Source organism: Paraburkholderia sp. NMBU_R16 (genome assembly GCF_013282575.1).
GTDB lineage: Bacteria > Pseudomonadota > Gammaproteobacteria > Burkholderiales > Burkholderiaceae > Trinickia.
This window is the reverse complement of record NZ_JAAAYE010000199.1, coordinates 1-1,304: the sequence shown is the minus strand read 5'-3', so window position 1 is coordinate 1,304 and position 1,304 is coordinate 1. Positions and strand designations below refer to the sequence as shown.

The window sequence follows — 1,304 nt, the reverse complement described above, 5'->3', positions numbered from 1 at the left end:
CGGGGGCGGTAGAATCGGCATGAATGAAAGCCTACTCAGCAGAACGAAAAGAAGCCCTGGTGCGTCGCATGATGCCGCCGGAAAATGTGCCGGTATCCGCGCTAGCGCGAGAGACGGGGATCACAGAGCAGACGTTGTACGTGTGGCGCCGCGAGGCGAAAGGAAAAGGATTGGCCGTGCCGGGCGACGGAAAGAATGCCGAAGGATGGTCTTCGGAAGACAAGTTTGCCGTTGTATTGGAAACCGCCCCGCTCAACGCGGCGGAGCTAGCCGAATATTGCCGGCGCAAGGGCCTGTATCCCGAGCAGATCGCCGCATGGCGGGCCTCGTGTGTGGCCGCCAACGCCAATGCTGCCGAGCAGGCGCGCGAGCAACGTCAGCAGTCCAAAGAAGACAAGCAGCGCATCAAGCAACTCGAGAAGGAGTTGCATCGCAAGGAGAAGGCGCTGGCGGAAGCAGCGGCGCTGCTTGTACTTCGAAAAAAAGCCCAGGCGATCTGGGGAGAACAAGAGGACGACTGATCAACGTCCCGGATCGCCTGTTATGCATATCGTTGATTCGCAAGGCGGTGGGCTCGGGCTGCCGCCTGCACAGGGCATGCGAAGAGCTGGGCCTGAGTGCGCGCACGTTCCAGCGCTGGACTGGTGACGGCGACGTCGCACGCGCCGACGGTCGCAGCACAGCCAATCGACCACAGCCGCGTAACAAGCTGAGCGAGGCCGAGCGGCAGCAGATTCTGGAGGTGGCCAATAGCGCCGAGTTCGCGAGCGTGCCGCCCAGTCAGATCGTGCCGAGCTTGGCGGACCGCGGCGTGTACCTTGCGTCGGAATCGAGCTTTTACCGCGTGCTGCGCGACGCTTCGCAGCAGCACCGCCGCGGTCGTGCGCGCCAACCTTCTCGGCATGTCGTCACCAGCCATTGTGCAACGGCACCGAATCAACTGTGGTCTTGGGACATTACGTGGTTGCCGGCGGCAATCAAGGGCAAGTTTTACTACTGGTACATGGTGCTCGACGTATTCAGTCGCAAGATCGTCGGTCACGAAGTGCAGGAGGCGGAATCGGCCGAGCTTGCCGCATTGCTCATGCGGCGCACGAGCTTGGCCGAGGGCTTGGCGGGACGACCGCTGGTGCTGCACTCGGACAACGGCAGTGCGATGAAGGGCGCGACGATGCTCGCCACGCTGCAAAACCTCGGCGTGGTGGCTTCGTTTAGCCGGCCGCGCGTGAGTAACGACAACCCATACGCTGAGGCGCTGTTCCGCACATGCAAGTACCGGCCCGACTACCCGCGCAGAGCATTCG

At 62.5% G+C, this 1,304-nt stretch carries 1 pseudogene; it reads left to right on the top strand.

What is annotated here, in order from left to right:
* Positions 1–23: 23 nt before the first annotated feature.
* Positions 24–1,304: pseudogene (locus tag GWC77_RS29860) on the top strand (IS3 family transposase); the annotation flags it as partial.